Below are 20,143 nucleotides of genomic sequence, written 5' to 3'. Positions count from 1 at the left end.
GGGCACTTTTATTTCTTAAGCGGTCGACTCATTATTGCATCAATAAGGTATAAGCCAAGCAAGGTAGAAGCAAAAATGAAGTTTAACCGCTTAGGAAATAGCGACTTACAGGTGTCGGATGTGTGTTTGGGCACAATGACATGGGGCATTCAAAACACCCAGCAAGATGCAGACGAGCAAATGGCGTTTGCCCTGGATAAAGGCGTGAACTTTGTCGATACGGCCGAAATGTATCCTGTTCCCCCAAATGTAGATACCTATGGCGATACAGAGCGCATTATCGGTAATTGGATTTCGCGGAACGAATCAAAGCGCTCTGACATTGTTTTAATGACTAAAATTGCTGGCAGCGGTTTGAAGTACATTCGCAACGCAGGGCCCATTACAGCTGACGCTATCGCAAACGCACTCACCTATTCATTAGAGCGCTTAAAAACCGATTATATCGACGTTTACCAGCTTCATTGGCCGAATAGAGTTACACCTCATTTCGGTAAGCATTGGCCGGATGGTGCTGATCCAACCAAAACCAATCGAGAAAAAGAACTGGATGGTATGCGTGATATCCTTTTAGGCATTAAGCGCGCGCTGGATGAAGGGAAAATTAGACACTGGGGGCTGTCAGATGACACGCCTTGGGGCATTCACGCCTTTCTTACACTTTGCAAAGAGCTGGATATGCCGCTTCCAGTTTCTATTCAAAATGAGTTCAGTTTACTTCATGCGAAAGACTGGCCTTATTTAATTGAAATGTGTGAACTAGAGAACATTGCTTACCTTCCGTGGTCGCCGTTAGCAACGGGTATGTTAAGTGGTAAGTATCAGGATGGAGCCAGACCGGAAGGTAGTCGTTGGACACTAGCTCAGCGTATGGGGTTATTTAGAGATAAAGCGCCAGCGCAGGCAGCTACAGCTGAATATATGAAGATTGCAGAAAAAGCAGGAATAACACCTTCGCAGCTCGCGTTGGCGTGGTGTAAGCAAGTGCCTGGTGTTACCTCAACAATTATTGGCGCTACCACTGTGCTTCAACTTAAAGAAAATATAGACGCGTTTGATATTTCACTTTCGAAGGAAACATTAGACGACATTCACGGTGTACTAAGGCAGTATCCTTTAGGCTTCTAAGCGAATTTTTTCTTCCTAAGAATGGCGGGGTAGCACTTCACTCCCCCGTCATTTTTGTGTAATACGCACGTCATATTATGTGTTTTTCAAGTATGAATTTGTGCGTATTATGTCAATGATTGACCCTCAACTAGCCCAGAACAGCGTGCTAGAAAAAGCACATAACTGGCGTAAGTGGCTTCTTTTAGCCTTGTTAGTCTATGTGATGTTATTAGCTGTCAGCATGATTGGCAGCGGATTCAAATTTGCTACTGGCGACCACGCGAAATCTCTTTTTAGTTTTGCTTCTAATCCTGTCATGGGATTGATTATTGGTATGGTGTGTACCGCACTTATTCAGTCTTCAAGTACGGTTACCTCTATTATTGTCGGAATGGTAGCGGGTGGTTTACCCATAACTATCGCTATACCCATGATGATGGGCGCCAACATTGGGACCAGTATTACCAACACCTTGGTGAGCCTTGGTCATGTTGCAAAAAAAGATGAGTTTCAAAGAGCCTTCAATGCGGCCACTATTCATGACTTCTTCAATGTACTGTCGGTACTAATTTTCTTACCTCTTGAAATGGCGTTTGGTATTTTGGAGTTCTTAAGTGCCCAATTGGTTGCGCTTATCCATACAGGTGAAGCCATCGGTGTGTCTGGTGTTAATCCTATTAAAGCGATGACGCAACCGGTAACAGACATAGTTACACAAGCATTCTCCTTTTTACCTTCTATTTATCCGGGCGTAGCGAAAATAATTCTTGGTATCGGCCTTATTATGTTTTCAATTACCTACATGGGTAAAATTATGAAATCACTTATGGTAGGCAAGGCAAAGGCGTTATTGCATACCAGCATAGGAAAAGGGCCACTCTCTGGAATAACGTCGGGTGCTGTGATGACAGTGCTAGTGCAATCCTCGTCAACCACCACATCGCTCATGGTTCCTTTGGTTGGCAGTGGAATTTTAAAAGCTAAGGATATCTATCCGTTCACATTGGGCGCAAATATAGGCACATGTATCACTGCGCTTATCGCAGCGTTGGGTGTAGTGGGGGTTAATAGTGGATTTGCACTACAAATAGCGCTTGTGCACCTGATTTATAACGTTCTGGGCGTTACGCTTATTTACGGGCTGCCTTTATTGCGCAATATTCCGCTCAATTTGTCTTATCAATTATCAGTGATAGCGGCAGAGCGGAAAATGTACGGCGCAGCTTATATCGGTGGCTTATTCTTTATTATGCCTTTGGGTATTATCTTCACTACTATGTAGCTAATGTAGCGCGCCATTCTATTTTTCTGTATGCACAAAAAAACGGCGCTGATGAGCTCAGTGCCGTTTCTCTTTTTTAACTTAGTGCATGTATTAGAATGCGTATTTTGCTGAAACTTGGAAGCGGTTCATGTCGCCTTCAAGGCCGGCTTCAATTTCACGCTTTGCGAAAGCGTATTCAGCGCCAACGGTTAGCGCTTTAGTTGGCGAGTACAAGTAGTTTACACGTGTGCTATAAGTGCTTTCAGTGGTAGCTAAACCCGTTAATGATACGTCATTGTCTGCTTCAAACGCCGAGAACATGATGCTACTGCGCGCTTTTTCGCTCCACTTGTGACGATACGCAACGCCGTAACCTGTTGAGTCTATGGCTTCAAGGTCGCCGCTTTCGGTAAGTACTGCACCATTAACTGCGTTTAGCGCAGAGTATCTGCCTAAACCTTTACCCGTGTTGAACGTGAAGCGAATATCGTCGCCATTAGACAAATTGTATTTACCGGTTACCGATACACCAAAGCTGGTTTCGTCCGCATCAATGCCAGCGGCATTATCGTAAGACAACTGTCTTAATAAGCCCGCTACTTTTACATAACCCCAGTCATACTTTGACGTATAGGCAGCTACAAAGTCTGGAACGCTGCTGTCGTCACTCGTAATTCGGCTACCACCGCCAAATGGCGTAATGGTTGATTCTGGGTTTTCAAGCGCAAGCTGTAGGCCGCCGTTGGTATATCTCACCATAACTTGACGGGCAAAGGTGATGCCGTCAGTGGTACCAATAAAATCAAGTGATTCTGGTAATGAACCTACGTCCATAAAGGTCGTCCATGTTTGGCCCACCAACCAATTCTTGTAAGTTAAGTACGCGTGGCGTACTCGCGGAGTGTAGGAGTTACTGATTCGCTCATCACCGCCGCTAGTTACAAGGAAGTCGAGTTCGAATACACCGTTAATTGTGTCGCCTTCAGCCGTAGGCGTTGACGTTGCAAAGCGGAATCGTGACGTTCTGATATGCGCGTCAAATTGTGGATCTTCGTCAACGCCACCAACAGGTGTTAGTGAAGGAATATAGAAATCGCGACCTACGCTACCTGATGCAATGGTGCCATCTGAGTAGTCACTAACCATAGCGTCGACTTTAACGTAGCCTGTGAATTTCACACTTGTGTCGCCGATTGTTGCTGCTTGTGCTGCACCTGTAGATGCTGCCAGGCACAGCGCTACTGCTGTAACCGTATTTTTTATTTTAGCTTTCATCGTGTCTGTTCCAAAAAAGTGGTTAAATAAATGTAAATTCAACGTTAACATTGCTGATTGTGTACTTATTATCTAAAAATTAAATAAGCCAATGGTCGCATAAGACTATAGTCGTAATACTTTTCTAGTAGAACCTTAGTTGTATGCTGCTAAGACCAAAGTCTCATTTTGCTTTGTGGGTGAATGGCTAGAGTGTTTCACCATACAACAAGAATTTTACATCATTGATATTGGAGGCAATCTTTATGACCGCCAGCAAAACTTATCCTGTGCCTGAGAACATTCTTCAGTCTACACATCTAACCGCATCTCAATATGATGAGATGTATAAGCAATCTGTAGAGCAACCTGAAGCGTTCTGGGCTGAGCACGCATCCATGCTTGAGTGGTATCAAAAGCCCACCAAAATTAAAAACACAATGTTTGGTGAAAACGATGTGTCTATTAAGTGGTTTGAAGATGGTGAGTTAAATGCCAGCTATAACTGTATTGACCGCCATCTAGCTGATAATGCTACAAAAGTTGCCTTTCACTGGGAAGGTGATTCACCAGAAGATAGCCAAGATATCACGTATCAACAAGTGCACTATGAAGTTTGTAAATTAGCGAATGCACTTAAAGAAATGGGCGTAGCAAAAGGTGATCGTGTTGCGATTTACATGCCGATGGTACCCGAGGCTGCCTACGCCATGTTAGCGTGTGCCCGAATAGGTGCAGTTCACTCAGTGATTTTCGGTGGATTTTCACCTAACGCTATTGCCGATCGTATCAACGACAGCAACGCCAAAGTCGTGATTACTGCAGATGAAGGCCGTCGTGCTGGAAGAAGTATTCCACTGAAAGCGAATGTGGATAAAGCACTGGCTGGTGATGCGTGTCCGTCTATTACTCATGTTTTAGTTCATAAGCTAACAGGAGGAGACGTAGACTGGAATGCTAAGCACGATGTGTGGTGGCATGACGCTGTTGATGGCGTGTCAGCGCAGTGTGAACCAGAGGTAATGAACGCGGAAGACCCACTGTTTATCCTCTATACATCAGGCTCTACTGGAACGCCAAAGGGTGTAGTACACACTACGGGCGGGTATCTCTTATATTCTGCGATGACCTTTAAATATGCTTTTGACTACAAAGAAGACGATGTTTATTGGTGTACCGCTGATGTAGGCTGGATCACAGGCCACAGCTACATGGTTTATGGCCCAATGGTGAACGCCGCATCACAAGTGTTCTTTGAGGGTGTACCAACCTATCCAGACGTTAAACGTATTGCTCAAGTAGTAGAAAAATACAAAGTAAATAGTTTATATACCGCACCAACTGCTATCCGCGCATTAATGGCGCACGGAGATGTTCCAACTGAAGGGTGTGATGTCTCATCGCTTCGCCTTTTGGGGACAGTAGGTGAGCCTATTAATCCTGAAGCATGGGAATGGTACCACCGCGTAATTGGTATGAGCCGTTGTCCTATTATCGATACATGGTGGCAGACAGAAACAGGTGGACACATGATCCTGCCTTTGCCTGGCGCTACGGAGTTAAAGCCTGGCTCAGCGACTCGCCCATTCTTCGGGATTCAGCCAGCGCTATTTGATGCTGACGGTAATGAGCTTGAAGGGGCAGCAGAAGGTAATCTTGTTATTAAAGACAGCTGGCCGAGCCAAGCTCGAACGGTTTATGGCGATCATCAGCGCTTTATCAACACCTACTTTAGCGCATACAAAGGTGTGTACTTCACCGGTGATGGTGCTCGTTGCGATGAAGATGGCTTTTACTGGATCACTGGTCGTGTAGATGACGTGCTAAACGTTTCTGGTCACCGTTTGGGCACCGCTGAAATCGAAAGCGCACTTGTTGCCCATCCTAAAGTAGCTGAGGCTGCCGTTGTTGGCTTCCCACATGATATCAAAGGGCAGGGTATCTACGTTTACGTAACACCAAATGAAGGGGTTGAAGCAAATGAAGCCCTTACTAAAGAGCTTAAGGCGTGGGTGCGTCAAGAGCTAAGCCCGATTGCTACACCTGATATGATCCAATGGTCTCGTGGATTACCTAAAACCCGCTCTGGTAAAATTATGCGCCGTATTTTGCGTAAGATTGCCGCCAATGAGCATGAGCAATTAGGTGACACATCAACGTTGGCGGATCCATCGGTTGTTGATACACTGATAGAGGAACGTCTAAATAAGTAGAAACTAAGGATATAGACAATGATAACCCTTCTAATCGCTGATGATCATCCGCTGTATCGCGATGCACTAAGAGGCGCGTTGTCGTTGTCACTTCCAGCCTTAACCCTCAAAGAGGCGGGAGACCTTAACACTACAGTCGATATTCTCAACAATGAGGATATCGACTTATTGTTGCTTGATTTGCACATGCCGGGTAGCAATGATTTGTTTGGCTTGCTGCATATTCGAAAACTCTTTCCCGAACTTCCTGTTGCCGTAGTCTCTGGCACAGAAGACACCACACTTATTTCAAAGATTATTAGCGTGGGCGCGCTAGGGTTCATCCCCAAAACTGCCAGTGCGCAAGATATTGCAAACGCCGTAGAAGCAATTCTGGATGGCGATGTATGGCTACCTGATAACTTAAGTGAAGACGTTGATGAGGTGAATGAAGAGTTCTCTGAATTAGCGGATAAAGTTGCCTCGCTAACGCCCTCGCAATACAAGGTGCTTTGTTACATGCGAGACGGCTTGCTGAACAAGCAAATTGGCTTTAATTTAGATATCGCAGAGGCCACGGTTAAAGCGCATGTCACTGCTATCTTTAAAAAGTTGGGCATAAACAACCGCACACAAGCGGTACTTATTGCTTCACAACTTGAGTTGGAGCCGCCAGCTCAGTAGCGTCGAACTTAAGCACGGCTTCTGAGGTAGCAAATTCCGGTAAGAACTTTTCCAATGCCAAGCGGCTTTGTTCACTTAGCAAAGGATTGTCAATTTCAATAACCGTTCGCCCTTCGGTAAGTGCCATACCTTCTCTAAAGTTATCATGAGCTAACAGTAGCTCCTGAAACTTACCCGTTTCGAAGAGCCTTAACAGACCCTCAGCTATCCGCCCTGCTAATGCCTGATTGTCGCTTCCTACAAAGAAAAAGATGGGGCTTGGGTATGAAATGATAAGGTGATCGTCGATAGTCAGACCGCGTGAGAGCGCCTTGTCAGCGAGTTCTTCTTTAATTTCCATAACACTTCTTGGAAACATATCAGCGAAGCCTTCCGAAACAATGCGAAATGACGCCCGGTAGGTCGTTTCCAACACCGGGATATCGTTTGCGCGAAATATCTTCGTATCGGGCCAGTCGTAGCCCAAAACCGCTCGGTATGCTCGTAACGCGTTTAATGACTTTACTTCTTTAAGTCGCGTATCGCCTTCTCTGACCAGCAGTGCACGCTTACCAAAAAGACCCGCCATAATGGGAATGCGAATGGGCAGGAACTGACGTTCACGCTCTGTCGAGGTAACGCTCCACGTCACGTCTAGCATGTGGTGTTCAAGGCTGCGTAGTTGACGCTCTTGCGCCGTTTCTTGGTCGCTGACAATCAGTTCAAAAGAGCCGTATTGAGGTTCAGTAACGCGCAGTGATTCTGTGAGAAGACGTTTAGCGTAGGCGTATACGGCGTCTCGCCCAGGGTGAATATTTGGCAGGCGGAGAACGGTGTGAGGTAAGTCAGTACTTACCTCGTTTGTGTTTTGCTGCTGAGCATTAGCACTCAATAGTGTAAATACACTCAACAGCAGAGAGGCAACACTTAGGGCTTTTTTCGTAACGTCCATATTTTGTATTTCATGCACTAAACGCATGCCTTACTGCAAGTTGCCGCAGGTTTTAACGCTGAATATCCATTGGCAAACTTGTATTGCTAGTCTTTTCCCGTCAGCAAAAAGTCGTGCTCGGGGTCTACAATAAATTGACCCCTCATCGCTTCTCTTCCGAGCAGCATCAAATAGGTCATTTCAGAGCGGTCCGTTAGGGTTAACTGAATATCCCACTGGTACCCGTCCATTATTATAGGCGTAATTATAACATAGCGCTTCTCAAGTGTAGCCGTTGAGCTTTTTACGCGTTTTTGTCCTTCTACACGTGCTTCTCTGCGAACCACGCGTTCAACGTTGTGAATGTCGGGATGGATATCAAATTTAATCCATAATTCACCGTCTTGATCAAACTCTTCAATGTTGTCAACATGAAGTGAAGACGTTGCCGCCCCTGTATCAACGCGTACGTTCAAATCAGAGATGGCGAGTTTTGGTAAATCGCACAGCTCTACCGCACCAACAATTTTTTTATTGTTCATCAGTTTTTCTACCAATTTTATAAAACAGGACCCTGTTCTGGTGGCAATAAATTGTCTTGTAATAATTCTACGTGTTCTGCAACAGTATCAGGCTCTGAAAAGTATGCAATGTGGTATACCGCTTCACCTTCTTGGGTAAGTGGAATATTTTGTTTACCAATTACAACACCTTCTGCAGGGCTTTCAAGGCTATCTAAATAATTGCCAAACGGATCAGCAATAATGGCCAGTTTGTCACCTTTTTCAACATGGTCACCTAGCTGTGCTAAATGCGTCACAAATCCACTTTCTGGCGCGCGAACCCATCCACTTTGGCGCGCTATAAAACGCTCGATACTGTGGCCCTTACTGCGGCTTTTATTCAGCATGCCCAAATGACGCATGGTATTAATAATGCCTCTTACGCCGGCACGAATAGAAAACTCGTCATAACGTAACGCTTGGCCTGCTTCGTAAAGCAGAATTTTAACGCCACTTTCACTGGCCGCTTCGCGCAAAGAGCCATCGCGTAACTCTGCGTTAAGTAGTACAGGTACGCCAAACGCTTTTGCCATTTCCAGTACTTCTGGGTCGTCTAAGTCAGCGCGAATCTGTGGCAAGTTACTACGGTGTATAGCGCCGGTGTGAAGGTCAATGCCGACATCGCACTTACTTACCACTTCTTTGAAAAACAAGTTGGCTAACCTACCGGCAAGCGAACCTTTTTTACTCCCTGGAAAACTGCGGTTCAAATCGCGTCTATCGGGTAAATAACGAGACTGGTTTAGTACGCCGTACACATTAACCATAGGCACCGCGATAAGGGTTCCTCTTATCCGCTCAATCGCTTTTGAGCGGATAAGTCTGCCTACTATTTCGATGCCATTTAATTCGTCACCGTGAATGGCTGCGCTGACGAACATAATGGGACCTGGTCGCTTTCCTCGTTTAACGTAAACCGGAATGCTCATATTGGTGGCCGTGTACAACGGCGGCATTTCTAACTCAATCTTTTTTGTTTCGCCAGGAGCAATACTTTCACCCCCAATTTTTAAAACATCATTTACCACTAACGTTTTCCTATAATTACGTTATTGCATAGGTTAAAAGGGTTAGCCTTTTCCACGGGTTTTTGTTTTGTGCGGCTCTGCGCTTTTTTCAATGAACTCGATGATCATACTGGCGACATCCTTATTGGTCGCTTTCTCAATGCCTTCAAGGCCCGGCGAAGAGTTTACTTCCATAACGACTGGACCGTTGTTCGAACGAAGAATATCTACGCCACAACAATTTAGTCCCATCGTTTTAGCTGCATCTACCGCTGTTTTGCGTTCCGCTGGACTTAGGCGAACTAAACTTGCCTGACCGCCACGGTGAAGGTTAGAGCGGAATTCCCCAGGTGCTGCTTGGCGCTTCATCGCTGCTACAACTTTTCCACCTACCACAAAGCAACGAATATCTGCACCGCCCGCTTCTTTAATAAACTCTTGCACTAAAATACTGGCGTTAAGACCCATAAAGGCTTCAATGATCGACTCTGCCGCTTTTTGTGTGTCTGCCAATACCACACCAATACCTTGCGTGCCTTCAAGTAACTTAATAACCACTGGGGCGCCGCCAACCGTCTTAATAACATCATCGATTTTATCAGGGTGGTGTGCGAAGCCTGTTCTCGGCATACCTATGCCTTTACGTGATAAAAGCTGCAACGAACGCAATTTATCTCGAGAGCGGCTGATAGCAACCGACTCGTTAAGGCTGTATGTGCCCATCATTTCAAATTGGCGAACGACTGATGTGCCATAAAAGCTAACCGATGCGCCAATTCGCGGGATCACTGCATCGTAATAGGGTAGTCGCTTACCGTTATAGCGAACTGACGGTCGCGCACTGGTGATATCCATGTAGCAGTGCATGGTATCGATAACGTCTACCTGATGCCCGCGAGCCTGCCCAGCTTCGACTAAGCGTGAAGTAGAGTAAAGACGAGGATTTCTAGAAAGAATTGCAATGCGCATTATAAAAAAGCCTGTAGTTTGTGTTTTATTTTGTCGTTTTATCGACCAATCTACTACCACGTTAGAACGTGATTGTTAAATAGACAAGTCATTTTTGCGCGCATACTAATGTAAGTGTTCGGGGGTGTCTTACGAATAATTCTTGTTGTGTCGATTGCTTTTAATGCATGAACTTGACTGTTTTTCACGTTAGCATTAGAGCGCGTCGGCCTTTTTAACGTAAAATCAGAATTCAAGGTCAGTCTGCTTAACGAAAAAATGTAAGGATTTGGGTTAATGAATGAGTGGTGGCATGGGTTTTTGGCGTGGTTAACTCAGTACCAGTCAAATGTCGTGTGGAGTGGTTTGGTTTTACTAATTTATTTGGCGATGTCTCGTAAGTTGCTGCCAAAATTAGAAACCAACATCGTAAAGTCAAAGCTAAAATCAAATAGTGCTATTAAAGGGCTTTTTGCTGCACGGGTTATTGTTGCTACAGTATCGTTAGCCTTGTTGTTGCTAGCATGGGGGATCGATTTTTCGGGGCTCTTAGTGCTTTCCACTTCTATCATCACGGTAACCGGTGTTGCGCTTTTTGCTAGTTGGTCACTCATCAGTAACATCACTGCGTACTTTATTTTGCTCACAAACGTAGCCTATCGCAGAGGTAATTATGTGCGCATTCTCGACGGCGATAACTTCATTGAAGGTGTGATTGCCGATGTAGGGCCGTTTAGCACGCGCTTGCTTACCGCTGAGCGTGAAACCCTCATGTATCCTAACAACCTGATTTTAACCCGTCCTGTTTTGCTCAACCCTAAAGAGAAGTGGGGAGCAATGGGAAAAGTGGTGGCGAAGTCGAGCGTAGAGACGCCGGTGGTTAAAATTGAAGAAAGTAAACCACACGACGAATTACTCTAGACGTCTTTCCTTACTCATATAGCGAAAAACCTGCAGCGAGCTACTAGCTACACGTTTTTCGCCTCCCTGATGTAGCGCGTCATACTTTGAAGTAGTGCGCGCAGTTTCGCTGGTTTTAGCGGTTTAGCTAAGAAGTTTACGCCTTGGGCTTTACACTGTGTAACTAAGCTTTCATCTGGTGTCGCCGTTATAAGCGCTGCTGGCACCACAATATTAAGTCGATGTCTTATCTCTTCAATCAAAGCTAGCCCATTTTTCTCGCTGTCATGACTGAGCTGATAATCCATAAGTAAGATTTGAGGCTGAATAGTCTCACAGACTTTCAACGCGTCATCCCAGTTGTTCGCAAGCACTACATTGATTCCCCATTTCTGTAATAGGGTCTGCATGGCATCTAAGTTCTCTCTTTGATCGTCCACGCAAAGCACGTCCATGCCTGTAAATGTTGTACTGCGGGGCTTTGCTGTAACGTTGGATACCTGTTTTGGCTCAGCTTTATCCAAGCTAAACGCAAAGCAGCTGCCTTTGCCTATTTTCGAGGTAACACTAATATCGCTGTTCAACTGCAGACTTAAACGTCGAACAACCCCCAAGCCAAGACCAATACCGTGTTCCTTACTTTCGTTTGCGCGGAAAAAGTCACCAAAAATGCTGTCTTTTTTATCGGTAGATATGCCAATGCCTGTGTCGATAACTTTGAAATAAACGGTGTCTTTGACAGCCTTGATAATGAACAAAACGCGGCCATTTTCCGTGTATTTCACCGCATTTGAAAGCAAGTTTTGGGTTATTCGGTATAAGTACGTTTTGTCAGCTTTTACCCAGCACGGGCGTATAATCGCTTTAAAACGAAGTCCTTTTTCCCGCGCGCGCATTGCCATTTCGTCCACAAGTGGTGACAGCAGGGTCCTTACATCAATAGGCTCAATATCGGGTTTCATTTCACCTTGATCTAAGCGTGCGATATCCAGCAAAGTGCCAATCAGTGTTTCGCTAGACGTCACGCTATGGCTAAGCTTTTGAATAATGGCTAGCGCTGACTCAGTCAGTTCTTGTTCTTCAAGGGCGCTCACATAGAGCTTGGCCGCATTTAGCGGCTGCAAAACATCATGGCTTGCGAGCGCCAAGAAGCGGGTTTTACTGGCATTGGCATCTTCCGCAGCCTTTCGTGCCCTTATCAGTTCTTTCTCGGCATCAGAGCGCCGTTCTATTTCAAGTCGAAGCTCGGCGTTTATGGAGTGTACTTCTTCAGTACGCTTCTTAATACGAGCCTCAAGATCAATGTTTGATTCTTCAAGCGCTTGCTGTATTTCCACGTGTCCGGTGATGTCGTTGAAGCTTGTTACGAAGCCTCCGCCAGGTAAAGGATTACCTACCATCTCAATAACCCGTCCATCCATTCGTTGTCGTGTGAAGCGATGGGGCATACCAGAGCGCAAATGAGCCAGCCTTTTTTCTACTTCACCGTCCACGTTATCTGTGCCGAACTCACCTTGTGAAGCGTTATACCGAATAAGCTTTTCTATAGGCGTACCCACTGCCAACAAGTTATCTGGGTAAGGGTAGAGGTTGGCATAGCGTTTATTCCACGCTACTAAATTTAAGTGTTTGTCGACTACGCTAATGCCTTGGTCCATGTTTTCAAGTGACGTGAGTAGTGCAGTCATATTAAATTGCATGGCTTGCGTTGTGTCATCGAAGAAGTTGATAACCTCGGTAAAGTCCATCTTCTTACCACGCAATGCGCTGTCTAGCAGTACTTTGGCACTCGATGCGCCAATAACGCCACCCAAGGCGCGTTCGCAAAATGATAAAAACGATTCATTTGGCGTATCGTCGTGCTTTAATTGGCAATTATTGAGTTGCTGATATTGTTCCAACAATTGTTCACAACGACCGGATCCCATGAAGGTCGACAATAGCGTTATGAGATCGGAGACGGTCACGTTAGTTGCCTGCGCTTTAACGGTATTGTTAGTGGAAATGGCAGGAGACACAAAGGCTTCAGCTTGCATTCTGTCGATAAGACGCTGCGGTGCAAAGTGTGAAAAGAGTATGTAAACAAAGCTGTTTGCCGCTAAGCTAATCATAGCGCCTTGGCTAATGAGTTCGTTTTGTTCCATTTGTGAAACTTGCTCGCTCACGATGGGAAGTACAAGCCACAACACCCAAATCACTAGTCCCACCATTAGCCCTGCGTAAACCCCGTGCGCATGCGCGCGCTTCCAGTAAAGTCCGCCAACAATGGCTGGCATAAGCTGGATAACTAACGAGAACGCAATAAGCCCAATTGAATGAAGCGAGCGGCTGCTGGTCATTTGCTGGTGGTACAAAAACGCCATAAGCAAGATAAACGCGATGACGATACGGCGAATAAGCCTGATTTTGCTCGACACGTCCTGTTTGTCATCGGTATTGCCTGTAAATGCAAGAATACGCGGCAGAATCACATCGTTGGTGAGCATAGTACTCAGTGTGAGTGTTGCCACAATGATCATAGCTGTTGCGGCAGAGAGCCCGCCTACAAAAACAATCACTTGAAGAAGAACTGACTCTGAAAATACAGCCAGCGACAGTACGTAAGAGTCGGGCTCGATATTAGCGCCAGCAAAAATGGCTTTGCCTGCAATGGCGATAATAGGAATTACCGCTGAAATAATGGTCAGGTAGAGAGGGAATAACCACCTTGCCGTGCGCAGATGACCTAGGCTTAGGTTATCAATAATGGCAACGTGAAACTGCCTAGGCAAACAAACAATGGCCGCTGCCGCCATGATAGTTTGAGCGATGAAAGTAAACGAACCAAACTGCGCCAAGGCTATTTCATTGGTGAAACTTTCGAAGAATGGACCAGACTGGGTGCGCTTCCACGCACTATAACCAACAATGGCAACCAGCACTAACGCCAGCAATTTAATGGTCGACTCGAAGGCGATAGCCAGCATCAAACCCCGCCGGTATTCGGTGACGTCCGTTTGCCGAGTACCGAAATATATTGCGAATGCCGCGATGAAACCAGTGGCGGCAATAATAATGCCGTTGCTGTTAGGCTGCTGAGTAAGAAGTTGGAAAGTAGCGCCCACTGCTTTTAATTGAAGCGCGATATAAGGAATAGTGGCAAGGAGCGCGATAAGCGTAACTACCAAAGCTACGGTTTGGCGCTTTCCATAGCGCGACGCGATGAAGTCGGAAATGGTAGTGATGTGTTGCTTCTTGCTCACGAGGGTTAACTTGTAAATAAACTTATAACCCAAGACGTAAACGAGAATAGGCCCAAGCATGATTGGCAGGTAAATCCAGGTGTCTCTACTTGCTTGGCCTACCATGCCGAAAAAAGTCCATGCGGTACAATAAATAGCGAGGGCCAGCGAATATATAGCGGGATGTGACGTTAGTGCTCTAGCGGTGGGCGAGTTCTTTTCACCCCAACTCGCCAGTGAAAACAGCAAGAAGAGGTACAGTACTGCAAGTGTTACCCAACCAAAAACCATAACGTTCCTTTTAACTTAGTTTTAACAATGTTGCCGCTATTATAATCATTTCGACCATGGTCTACCTACGACCATGGTCTCATTTTGAATTTTTAACGGCAGGTCTAGAGTAGTACGCGAGCTCCTAAATGCTTGACTTTGCTGCTTGTGATTGTCTTTCCTCAATCACGTAACACGCAGCAATAACGTTAACAAAGCCGGGCGTTAGGAATATGTAAAATCATAACAATCAATTAACCTGACATAAGGGTGAAACAATGGCATTTAGAAACGAAGAGGACAAAAAAGCGTATTGGAGGGAGAATCTCGCTCTTCTCGCCAAGCTTTTAGTCGTTTGGTTTATCGTATCATTCGGCGCCGGCATTATTTTTGTCGATATCTTAAATGAAATCCAATTTTTTGGCTTTAAATTAGGCTTCTGGTTTGCGCAGCAGGGCGCAATTTACGTATTTGTTGCATTGATCTTTGTCTACATGGCGAAGATGAACGCCATGGACAAACGCTACGGCGTAGATGAGGAGTAAATCATGGACGTTCAAACTTTAACGTTTATTATCGTTGGCGCAACGTTCGCGCTTTATATCGCTATCGCTATTTGGGCTCGCGCAGGCTCAACTAACGATTTTTACGTTGCAGGTGGCGGTGTACCTCCCGTTATGAATGGGATGGCAACGGCAGCAGATTGGATGTCGGCAGCCTCGTTCATTTCAATGGCGGGTCTTATCTCATTTATGGGGTATGACGGTGCAGTATATCTAATGGGGTGGACAGGTGGTTATGTTCTACTTGCGCTTTGTTTAGCTCCCTATTTACGTAAATTTGGCAAATTCACGGTACCTGACTTCATTGGGGATCGTTACTACTCACAAACCGCGCGTACGGTTGCTGTATTTTGTGCAATCTTCGTTTGCTTTACATACGTTGCAGGTCAAATGCGTGGCGTAGGTGTGGTATTCAGCCGCTTCTTAGAGGTTGATATTGTGTCTGGCGTGGTTATCGGTATGGTTATCGTGTTCTTCTACACGGTACTTGGCGGTATGAAAGGCATTACTTACACGCAAGTTGCACAGTTTTGTGTAATGATTTTCGCCTACATTGTACCTGCGGTATTTATTTCTATAATGGTAACAGGACATATCCTGCCGCAAACCGGCTTTGGTGCTACCTTAGCGGACGGTTCGGGGGTGCATATGCTGCAGAAACTCGATAATTTATCTGTCGAGTTAGGCTTTAACGAATACACATCAGGAACAAAAAGTACCATTGATGTATTCTTTATCACCTTTGCGTTAATGGTAGGTACAGCGGGTCTTCCACACGTAATCGTTCGCTTCTTCACTGTGCCTAAGGTTCACGATGCGCGTAAATCTGCAGGCTATGCACTAGCGTTTATCGCAATTTTATATACCACAGCACCGTCACTAGCAGCGTTTGCCCGTGTGAATATGATCGAAACCATTAATGGACCTGAAATGACGGGAACCAGCTATGAAGAAGCGCCGTCGTGGATTAAAAACTGGGAACAAACTGGCCTTATCTCATATGAAGATAAGAACGGTGATGGCAAGATGTTCTATTCGGGTGACGAGCGCAACGAAATGAAAGTTGACCGCGATATCATGGTATTGGCTAATCCTGAAATTGCGAACTTACCTGCGTGGGTTATTGCACTCGTTGCAGCGGGTGGTGTGGCAGCAGCACTGTCAACGTCCGCAGGCTTGCTGCTGGTTATTTCAACCTCTGTTTCCCATGATTTACTGAAACGAAACTTTATGCCAAACATTACCGATAGAGCCGAGCTCATGTATGCGCGACTTGCTGCTGGGGTGGCCATTGTCATAGCAGGTTACTTCGGTATCAATCCGCCAGGCTTTGTTGCACAGGTGGTGGCATTTGCCTTCGGCTTAGCGGCGTCGAGTTTCTTCCCGGCAATTATTATGGGTATCTTCAGCAAGCGCATGAACGATAAAGGTGCTATTGCTGGTATGATTTCAGGTATTGCCTTCACTGCGGCTTACATTATTTACTTCAAATTTGTAAACCCAGCGGCCAATACGCCTGACAACTGGTGGTTTGGTATTTCTCCTGAAGGTATTGGTACCTTAGGTATGATGGTGAACTTCATTGTGGCTTTCCTTGTGTTCAAAGCAACAGATGAAGCGCCAGAAGAAATCCAAGAACTGGTTGAAAGCATTCGTTATCCTAAAGGAGCGGGTGAAGCATCAGCGCACTAAACTAATGTTGCCTTAAGATAGGCTTTAGCAAAATAAAACCAATCTACTGGCGAAAGTGAGTAGGTTGGTTTTTTCTTTTTGTGAACTGGACATTTCCTATGACTGCGATGGCTAAACAAGTAGAAGACTTTCTCAACACATCAGCACCTTTTGACGTGCTGGATAAAGAGCAAAAGCTTGAGCTAGTAAAACATACTGAATTGATTTACCTGACAGCGGATAATGTGGGCGACCTGCAAAAGGGCAAATCGTCACTTTTTCTTATTCAAAATGGACAGTTTTCCGTCCAAGATTCTGATGCCCCTTTACGCCATTTAAGTGAGGGCGACTACTTCGGCTACACCAATATAATGGAAAAACGTAATTTTTCATTAAGCATCAGTGTAGACAGTCCAGGTCTGGTTTACTGTTTTGAAGCATCTGCTGTTACCCCGTTATTTGAACTGCCAGCAATTCGAAATTTTTTTGATGGGCTGCGCAATAATGCCCTTCAAAACCATGCTATTTCCGATAGTAATTCCATGTGGCTTTATAAAGGGCTTGAGGATGTTATTAATAAGTCTCCCGTGTCGGTAGACATAGAAACATCAATAACAGTGGCGGCGCAGATCATGACGAATCAAAAGGTATCGTCATTACTGGTTACACGAGAAGATAAGCTTATTGGCATTATCACCGACCGAGACTTACGTTCAAGAGTGGTTGCTGCCTCTCTCGATATTCATCTTCCAGTCAGCCATATAATGACGCCTAATCCTGCGCAGATAATGGGAAATAGAACGCTATTTGATGCCTTGGCGCTTATGACCGAAAGGAACATCCATCACCTCCCCGTTATCGACCAGCAAACCCTTGTGCCATTGGGTATGGTGACAGCCAGCGATATTATTCGTCATCAGCGTGGTAACGTTCTTTTTATTATTGGAGAGCTAAGCAAAGCGGAGAACCTTTACGAATTAACACGGCTATCCTGGCAGTTACCGCATTATTTCTCTGCTCATGCGAAAAAAGCAGGGGACTATGACATTGCTGGCAAAATTTTATCTCAAGCTACCGATATTATGACAAGAAAGCTTATTGGCTTTTTCCAACAGGCTAACGGGAAAGCCCCCATGATGTTTGCGTGGCTTGTTTATGGATCACAGGCAAGAGAAGATCAGACGATGGGTTCGGATCAAGACAATGGACTGCTTCTTACTGAGCGGCCAAGCAAAACGCAAGCTGAATATTTCGCAAAAATGGCTGATTATGTGTGTAACGGTTTGGCCAAATGCGGCATTAAACTGTGCGATGGTAATATTATGGCGAGTAATCCTAAGCTTAGACTCTCGCTTGAAGAAGCCATTGAAGAAGCTAAGCGATGGGTAAAAGCACCAACTAAAGATGCGATTATGCACTTTAATATTTTTCTTGATGTTCGCTGCGCAGCCGGGGATATAAGTTTATTTAAGCAGTTGCAGCGTCAAAGGGCCCCCTTGATGAAGCAAAATATGTTCTTAGCAGCGCTTACGAGAAATAGTAACGAAATATCGGTTCCGCTTTCCATGTTTCAAAAGTTCATTTATGAAAAAGGCCGTAAAGAGAAGGACGTGATCGACCTTAAAACCCGAGCCGTGGCCTTAATCAACAATATCGCCCGCATATACGCGCTAGCTGATGGCGTGACGTTGCCTAATACACTTGCCCGGCTAGACGCGCTATCGGAAAATTCACAGCTCTCAAAAAGAGATGCGACTAACCTACGTGATATTTGGCTGTTCTTAAATCGTTTGCGTTGGCGTCATCAGTTGGAAAATAAAGTAACGGACAATCGTGTGTCGGTTTCAAGTTTATCATCGATAGAAAAGCATCAGCTAAAAGCCGCATTTAAGGCTATAGAGCGAACCAATCAAGCAATGGTTATGAAGTTCTCTGGCGGCGTAAGTTAACGCCATGATAACGCGGATAATCGAAGCCTGTGCATCGGTACTGTTTGGGAATCGTCAATTCAGAAAGTCGTTACGTGATAAAATGTTGGGCGACACCCCTTTGGCGTCTGTTGATTTAGAACTCACATCGTTAGACCCTGTGACAACTCAAATTACATCGATTGGTTATGTAAGTGGTTCAGCTGGAAAAATTACGCTTTCCTCCAGTGGCTATCACGTTATTAATACGTCAGCGGACTTAGGACAAAGCCCTGTAATACACGGATTGACCTTAGATATTTTGCAACAAGGCGAAGGCTTGGCAGACGCCATCAATTCATTGCTACCACTACTGAAGACACATGTTCTAATTTTTCACAATGCGCGATTAGATTTGATGGCGCTTGATAGTGCCTTCAAACGGTGTGGATTACCGCAGATGGAAGTGCTCTATCTTGATACGCTTCAGCTCGCACTTTATCAGTTAAACAAACAACATCAGGTGCTACCGAGTAATAGTGCAACGCTAACGGTTTGTAGGCAACGGTTAGACTTACCCGCGTTTCCTGAACACAACGCACTAGATGATGCGTTAGCGACAATGCAGTTGTTTTACGCCCAGCTAAATGAATTGGGAATTACTTTGGAGAATTCACTCGAGTCTTTGGCTCACACGAATGCTGTTGGCCGTTTTAAGCTGGGAGTACCGCATTAGCGTCTAAAGCAAGGCAATGCTAATTATAGTGCCTAGGCCTTAAGTTTTGTGGGATGACTCGGTGCATTTATTTTGCCAGCGCTTACCGTTGTCGGCGCCACGAGTTGATTCCGTCCAGAGGTTTTAGCCACATACAGATTTTTGTCTGCTTCTAACATGACGTAGTCGATAGTTTTATTGTCATCAGCATGCTTGACGGCTAAGCCTGCACTTAGCGTAACGCGCTCATACTCAGATGCCGCATGAGGAATATTCAGGTCATAAACCGTTCGCAATAAGCGCTCAGTGACGGCCTTCGCGCCGTCTACATCGGTGTTAGGCAGAATAACCAAAAACTCTTCACCGCCAATTCTCACTAATTTGTCCATAGGTCGAAGTAGGGCGTCGTTAATCGTTTTACTGACCTTCCACAAACAGCTATCGCCATCTATATGACCATACATATCATTGAACAGTTTAAAGTGATCAACATCAAAAATAACCAAGGAGAGAGGAGTAACGTTACGTAACCCATCTCTCACTAAACGGGGTAAATAGTCGTCTAAATAGTGGCGATTGTAGGCACCTGTTAACTTATCTACATAGATAAGCTTTTCGAGCAAATCGTTTCTAAGCTTGTGATTGATGTGTGATTTTACACGGTTGCGCAGGGTACAAGCGTTTACCGGCTTCACCACAAAGTCAACGCAGCCAGATTCCCAACATCTCGACTCTTCTTCATCACTTGACGAAGAGGTCACGAAAATAATAGGAATGTGAGCACACAACGGCTTTTTTCTTAACAATGCGGTGGTCTGATGCCCGTCTAATTCGGGCATTGAAACATCCATGAGGATTAGGTCAGGCGTATGGTACTTGCAATATTCAATTGCTTCTTTACCTGAGCCCACAGAGGCGCAGGCGACTGTGTCTTCAAGTAAAGTTTCCAGAACAAGTCTGCTGC

Annotated in this window: 16 protein-coding genes; 9 read left to right on the top strand and 7 right to left on the bottom strand. The window is 45.2% G+C overall.

The annotated features are described in order from the left end of the window. The first annotated feature begins 75 nt into the window (after positions 1 to 75). The gene (locus tag QVA83_RS13290) at positions 76 to 1,128 is read left to right on the top strand and encodes an aldo/keto reductase (RefSeq protein WP_156078867.1); all 1,053 of its coding nucleotides are present in this window, start codon (positions 76 to 78) and stop codon (positions 1,126 to 1,128) included. A 109-nt stretch (positions 1,129 to 1,237) separates the two neighbouring features. Continuing rightward, positions 1,238 to 2,392 (top strand): Na/Pi symporter, encoded by a 1,155-nt coding sequence (locus QVA83_RS13285; protein ID WP_014977486.1) that lies wholly within the window; start codon positions 1,238 to 1,240, stop codon positions 2,390 to 2,392. A gap of 93 nt (positions 2,393 to 2,485) precedes the next feature. Here QVA83_RS13285 and QVA83_RS13280 read toward each other — a convergent pair whose 3' ends face one another. After that, positions 2,486 to 3,649, bottom strand: a complete 1,164-nt coding sequence (locus QVA83_RS13280) for a DcaP family trimeric outer membrane transporter (protein ID WP_014977485.1) — start codon at positions 3,647 to 3,649, stop codon at positions 2,486 to 2,488. Between the two features lie 245 nt (positions 3,650 to 3,894). Between QVA83_RS13280 and acs the strand changes: the two genes are divergently transcribed. Continuing rightward, positions 3,895 to 5,841, top strand: a complete 1,947-nt coding sequence (acs, locus tag QVA83_RS13275; RefSeq protein ID WP_014977484.1) for an acetate--CoA ligase — start codon at positions 3,895 to 3,897, stop codon at positions 5,839 to 5,841. Between the two features lie 18 nt (positions 5,842 to 5,859). Beyond that, positions 5,860 to 6,504, top strand: a complete 645-nt coding sequence (locus tag QVA83_RS13270) for a response regulator transcription factor (protein WP_014977483.1) — start codon at positions 5,860 to 5,862, stop codon at positions 6,502 to 6,504. Here QVA83_RS13270 and QVA83_RS13265 read toward each other — a convergent pair. Genes QVA83_RS13265 through rimK form a run of 4 tightly spaced genes read right to left on the bottom strand, consistent with a single transcriptional unit; the run spans position 6,464 to position 9,953 of the window. Continuing rightward, positions 6,464 to 7,462: an amino acid ABC transporter substrate-binding protein gene (locus QVA83_RS13265; RefSeq protein ID WP_207198723.1), complete on the bottom strand. Its 999-nt coding sequence runs from the start codon at positions 7,460 to 7,462 to the stop codon at positions 6,464 to 6,466. The two genes, QVA83_RS13270 and QVA83_RS13265, sit on opposite strands and share 41 nt — an antisense overlap. 59 nt (positions 7,463 to 7,521) lie before the next feature. Beyond that, positions 7,522 to 7,956: an ATP-dependent zinc protease family protein gene (locus QVA83_RS13260; protein ID WP_014977481.1), complete on the bottom strand. Its 435-nt coding sequence runs from the start codon at positions 7,954 to 7,956 to the stop codon at positions 7,522 to 7,524. 17 nt (positions 7,957 to 7,973) lie between these two features. Next, positions 7,974 to 9,005 carry a succinylglutamate desuccinylase/aspartoacylase family protein gene (locus QVA83_RS13255; RefSeq protein WP_156078865.1) on the bottom strand — a complete coding sequence of 344 codons (1,032 nt, stop codon included), beginning with the start codon at positions 9,003 to 9,005 and terminating at the stop codon, positions 7,974 to 7,976. Between the two features lie 42 nt (positions 9,006 to 9,047). Further along, a complete protein-coding gene (gene rimK / locus QVA83_RS13250) occupies positions 9,048 to 9,953 on the bottom strand; it encodes a 30S ribosomal protein S6--L-glutamate ligase (RefSeq protein WP_014950820.1) in 906 nt (301 codons plus the stop codon). A gap of 276 nt (positions 9,954 to 10,229) precedes the next feature. On the opposite strand from rimK, the gene QVA83_RS13245 reads away from it, so the two are divergent. Then, positions 10,230 to 10,853: a mechanosensitive ion channel family protein gene (locus tag QVA83_RS13245; protein ID WP_014950819.1), complete on the top strand. Its 624-nt coding sequence runs from the start codon at positions 10,230 to 10,232 to the stop codon at positions 10,851 to 10,853. 47 nt (positions 10,854 to 10,900) lie between these two features. On the opposite strand, the gene QVA83_RS13240 is transcribed toward QVA83_RS13245, so the two are convergent. Further along, positions 10,901 to 14,344, bottom strand: coding sequence for a PAS domain-containing hybrid sensor histidine kinase/response regulator (locus tag QVA83_RS13240; RefSeq protein ID WP_287498544.1), 3,444 nt, complete (start codon positions 14,342 to 14,344; stop codon positions 10,901 to 10,903). Between the two features lie 257 nt (positions 14,345 to 14,601). Between QVA83_RS13240 and QVA83_RS13235 the strand changes: the two genes are divergently transcribed. From QVA83_RS13235 to QVA83_RS13220, 4 genes are all read left to right on the top strand, one after another. Beyond that, on the top strand, positions 14,602 to 14,868 hold the full coding sequence (locus QVA83_RS13235; RefSeq protein WP_014950817.1) for a DUF4212 domain-containing protein: 267 nt from the start codon (positions 14,602 to 14,604) through the stop codon (positions 14,866 to 14,868). Between the two features lie 3 nt (positions 14,869 to 14,871). Then, positions 14,872 to 16,578: a sodium:solute symporter family protein gene (locus tag QVA83_RS13230; protein WP_014977479.1), complete on the top strand. Its 1,707-nt coding sequence runs from the start codon at positions 14,872 to 14,874 to the stop codon at positions 16,576 to 16,578. A gap of 98 nt (positions 16,579 to 16,676) precedes the next feature. After that, positions 16,677 to 18,506 carry a putative nucleotidyltransferase substrate binding domain-containing protein gene (locus tag QVA83_RS13225; RefSeq protein WP_014977478.1) on the top strand — a complete coding sequence of 610 codons (1,830 nt, stop codon included), beginning with the start codon at positions 16,677 to 16,679 and terminating at the stop codon, positions 18,504 to 18,506. A 4-nt stretch (positions 18,507 to 18,510) separates the two neighbouring features. Next, entirely contained in the window at positions 18,511 to 19,200 is a 690-nt protein-coding gene (locus QVA83_RS13220; protein WP_044583776.1) for a 3'-5' exonuclease, read from the top strand. Positions 19,201 to 19,232: 32 nt separating this feature from the next. Here QVA83_RS13220 and QVA83_RS13215 read toward each other — a convergent pair. Next, a partial coding sequence (locus QVA83_RS13215; RefSeq protein ID WP_287498543.1) for a GGDEF domain-containing response regulator occupies positions 19,233 to 20,143 on the bottom strand: 911 nt, incomplete at its 5' end.

It is taken from the genome of Alteromonas sp. AO-Serp (assembly GCF_017849675.1).
In the GTDB taxonomy this organism is placed as follows: domain Bacteria; phylum Pseudomonadota; class Gammaproteobacteria; order Enterobacterales; family Alteromonadaceae; genus Alteromonas; species Alteromonas macleodii.
Note: the sequence above shows the minus strand (reverse complement) of the source record. Positions and strands in the feature narration are given on the sequence as shown.

Bases quoted from the DNA above. Each gene is read 5' to 3' on its own strand.
- QVA83_RS13290 (WP_156078867.1), top strand. From the start codon at position 76: ATGAAGTTTAACCGCTTAGGAAATAGCGACTTACAGGTGTCGGATGTG.
- QVA83_RS13285 (WP_014977486.1), top strand. From the start codon at position 1,238: ATGTCAATGATTGACCCTCAACTAGCCCAGAACAGCGTGCTAGAAAAA.
- QVA83_RS13280 (WP_014977485.1), bottom strand. From the start codon at position 3,649: ATGAAAGCTAAAATAAAAAATACGGTTACAGCAGTAGCGCTGTGCCTG.
- acs (WP_014977484.1), top strand. From the start codon at position 3,895: ATGACCGCCAGCAAAACTTATCCTGTGCCTGAGAACATTCTTCAGTCT.
- QVA83_RS13270 (WP_014977483.1), top strand. From the start codon at position 5,860: ATGATAACCCTTCTAATCGCTGATGATCATCCGCTGTATCGCGATGCA.
- QVA83_RS13265 (WP_207198723.1), bottom strand. From the start codon at position 7,462: ATGCGTTTAGTGCATGAAATACAAAATATGGACGTTACGAAAAAAGCC.
- QVA83_RS13260 (WP_014977481.1), bottom strand. From the start codon at position 7,956: ATGAACAATAAAAAAATTGTTGGTGCGGTAGAGCTGTGCGATTTACCA.
- rimK (WP_014950820.1), bottom strand. From the start codon at position 9,953: ATGCGCATTGCAATTCTTTCTAGAAATCCTCGTCTTTACTCTACTTCA.
- QVA83_RS13245 (WP_014950819.1), top strand. From the start codon at position 10,230: ATGAATGAGTGGTGGCATGGGTTTTTGGCGTGGTTAACTCAGTACCAG.
- QVA83_RS13240 (WP_287498544.1), bottom strand. From the start codon at position 14,344: ATGGTTTTTGGTTGGGTAACACTTGCAGTACTGTACCTCTTCTTGCTG.
- QVA83_RS13235 (WP_014950817.1), top strand. From the start codon at position 14,602: ATGGCATTTAGAAACGAAGAGGACAAAAAAGCGTATTGGAGGGAGAAT.
- QVA83_RS13230 (WP_014977479.1), top strand. From the start codon at position 14,872: ATGGACGTTCAAACTTTAACGTTTATTATCGTTGGCGCAACGTTCGCG.
- QVA83_RS13225 (WP_014977478.1), top strand. From the start codon at position 16,677: ATGACTGCGATGGCTAAACAAGTAGAAGACTTTCTCAACACATCAGCA.
- QVA83_RS13220 (WP_044583776.1), top strand. From the start codon at position 18,511: ATGATAACGCGGATAATCGAAGCCTGTGCATCGGTACTGTTTGGGAAT.